General features: G+C 75.5%; 3 protein-coding genes. 1 reads left to right on the top strand and 2 read right to left on the bottom strand.

Translation table 11 applies throughout. The annotated features are described in order from the left end of the window. Positions 1-74: 74 nt before the first annotated feature. On the bottom strand, positions 75-425 hold the full coding sequence (locus ABZW03_RS39625) for an isomerase (protein WP_355269554.1): 351 nt from the start codon (positions 423-425) through the stop codon (positions 75-77). Between the two features lie 134 nt (positions 426-559). Continuing rightward, positions 560-1,630 (bottom strand): phosphatidylinositol-specific phospholipase C domain-containing protein, encoded by a 1,071-nt coding sequence (locus ABZW03_RS39620; RefSeq protein ID WP_355269552.1) that lies wholly within the window; start codon positions 1,628-1,630, stop codon positions 560-562. Between the two features lie 325 nt (positions 1,631-1,955). Here ABZW03_RS39620 and ABZW03_RS39615 point away from each other — a divergent pair, with 325 nt between their 5' ends. Beyond that, on the top strand, positions 1,956-2,600 hold the full coding sequence (locus ABZW03_RS39615) for a dihydrofolate reductase family protein (RefSeq protein ID WP_355269550.1): 645 nt from the start codon (positions 1,956-1,958) through the stop codon (positions 2,598-2,600). Positions 2,601-2,673: the final 73 nt, after the last annotated feature.

The raw sequence follows: 2,673 nt of genomic DNA, 5'->3' as shown, positions 1-2,673 counted from the left end.
CCGACACCGTTCGCCCGGGCCCGGTCAGCGGCCGTTCCCCGGGGGCCGGTCAGCAGCCGTTCCCCGGGGCCCGGTCAGTGGCCGGAGTGGTGGACGATCCGGTAGGTGTCCCGGTCGAGTTCGGTGACCTGGACCGCGACGGCGGCGGGCCGGCCGATCCGGGCGCGCACGGCGGCGAGCACCCGGGCCGTCAGGTCGGCGCGCTGCTCGGTGCTGCGGCCGGCCAGGATCTTCACCTCGACCAGGACCAGGGCCTCGCCGCTCGCCCCGTCGCCGACGTGGTAACCGCCGGCCGGGCGGAAGAGGGTCTTGCAGTCCGCCACCGTGGTGTCGATCGCCTCGGTGATCGCCTGGTGGACCTCGGCGGCCAGGGCCGCCCGGTCGAAGTCGAGCTCGGCCGAGTGGTCGACCAGGATCTGCGGCACGGTTACCTCCAGGAGTCGTTGCCGGACGACCGCCGACGCTACCGGACCCGCCCGGGGCGCCGGGGCCGGTCCCCCGAACCGGCGGCCGGCCCCGTAACCGGCGGCCGGCCCCCGAACCGAGGGCCGGACCGGCCTCAGCCGCGCGGCAGCACCAGCGACTGCACCGACGGGAGCCTGCGCCAGTCGCTGGAGACGATGCTCGCGTGCGCCTTCGCCAGCTGCTCGGTGCGGGCCCGCGCCTGATCGGCCGTCGGGTCGGTGCCGCTGATCGCCGGGGCGACCAGGTGGGAGTCCGTCATCACCAGCAGGTAGTGGGCGGCGTCGTACCAGGCGGTGTCGATCGTGGTGACGTAGGTGGAGGCGTCGCCGTCGAAGACCACGAACCAGGGCCGGATCGAGGCGTCCGCGCCGGTGTACCGGGCGCGCGGGTCGCCGGTGGCGGCGCCGAGCACGGACGGGAACACCTGCGCCTGGCCGATCCGGCCGGCCGCCGCCAGGTCGCGCAGGTGCCGGCCCTGCTCGACGTCGGTGTGCAGGGTGTCGAAGGGGTTGTCCAGCTCGACCGTGCCCGGGATCGCGTACAGCAGCACCCGCCCGGCCAGCGCCGACCGGCTCGGCCAGTTGCCCGCCCGCACCGCCTCGTCGACGCTCGCGTAGGAGCCGCCGCCGGGCTTGGCCAGCAGGTCGGCCGGGCGCAGCACGGCGGAGCCGAGGTGCTGGGCGATCAGGGCGTCCAGCTGGTCCGGGCCCATCCCGAGGTTGGCCGAGTAGCCGGGCTTGAGCTCCAGCTTGACCACCAGCGGCCCGGCGCCCGGGTGCGCGGCGAGCCAGACCCGGACGTCGTCCAGGCAGCCGGCCAGGTCCTGGTCGGTGCTGCCGCCGTAGAGCTGCGCGGGGGTGCTCGCGGCCGTGCAGTTGTTGGAGTTTCCGACCGGGTTGGAGTGGCTGACCTGCCACTTCTTGGTCACGACGTTCGGCCAGAGGTCCAGCTCGATCATCCCGGTGCCGGTGTCCAGGCCCTGGGCGAGGTACGGGAAGGCGGCCGGGTCGTAGGTGTTGTGGAGTCCGACGGTGGTCGCGGAGCCGAACGGCAGGTCGCCCGGGGCGCCGGTGGTGGCGTCCGCCGGGGCGGTCGGGACCAGCGCCGTCGCGGCGGCGAGCAGGCCGGCGGCCAGGAATCCGGTCAGGGTGCGGCGTACGGTCATCGGAACGGTCCCCCCAAGTCGTGGGATGCCGGCCGCCCTGCTCCCGGGCAGCCTGACGAAGCATCGCCCGCCCGGGCGTGCTCAGGATGAAGAAGGCACGACAATAGCGTGACGACCGCACCGCATCTCCCCCGCTCCCCTCCCCTTCCTCCACCCGCTCCCCACCCGCCGCACCCGCCACAGGTCCGCCCCGCCGCGCCCGCCACGCCCGGGGGCGGTGACGGAGCGTCAGGGCGCCGGTCCCCCGGGTTAGCGTGGCCCGCGAGCGGGGTGCGGGCGGTCCGCACCCGAGACACCCGTGCGGCGCCGCGCGGCGGAGGAAGCCATGTCCCTGGTCCGGGTCCACAACTTCTCGATCTCCCTGGACGGCTACGGCACGGGCGAGGGCCAGAGCCTCGACGAGCCGTTCGGCCACGCCGCCCACCGGCTGCACAGCTGGTTCTTCGGCACCCGGACGTTCCGGCGGATGCAGGGCAAGGAGGGCGGCGACACCGGGGTGGACGACGCGATGGCCCGCACCTGGGGCGACGGCATCGGCGCGGAGATCATGGGCCGCAACAAGTTCGGCCCGCAGCGCGGCCCCTGGACGGACGAGGACTGGCGGGGCTGGTGGGGGCCGAACCCGCCGTTCCACACCCCGGTCTTCGTGCTCACCCACCACCCGCGCCCCTCGCTGGAGATGGAGGGCGGGACGGTCTTCCACTTCGTCGACGCCTCCCCCGAGGAGGCGCTGCGCCGGGCCCGGGAGGCGGCCGGCGGCCTGGACGTGCGGATCGGCGGCGGCCCGAGCACCGTCCGGGCCTTCCTCGCCGCCGATCTGATCGACCACCTGCACGTGGTCGTGGTGCCGCTGCTGCTCGGCCGGGGCGAGCGGCTCTGGGACGGGCTCGAAGGGCTGGAGCAGCGCTTCCGCATCGAGGCGGTGACCGGCCCGAGCGGCGTCACCCACCTCACCTTCACCCGGCCGTAGCCGGCCCGGCGCAACAGGCAGGCACGACGGCGGCCTCCCCGCGGGGGCGGGGCGGCCGCCGGCGGGGCGGCGC

The organism is Kitasatospora sp. NPDC004799, assembly GCF_040609095.1.
In the GTDB taxonomy this organism is placed as follows: domain Bacteria; phylum Actinomycetota; class Actinomycetes; order Streptomycetales; family Streptomycetaceae; genus Kitasatospora.
This window is presented reverse-complemented; position numbering and strand designations above follow the sequence as displayed.

Excerpts from the sequence above, each read along its gene's own strand:
- ABZW03_RS39620 (WP_355269552.1), bottom strand. The coding sequence starts at position 1,630 with ATGACCGTACGCCGCACCCTGACCGGATTCCTGGCCGCCGGCCTGCTC.
- ABZW03_RS39615 (WP_355269550.1), top strand. The coding sequence starts at position 1,956 with ATGTCCCTGGTCCGGGTCCACAACTTCTCGATCTCCCTGGACGGCTAC.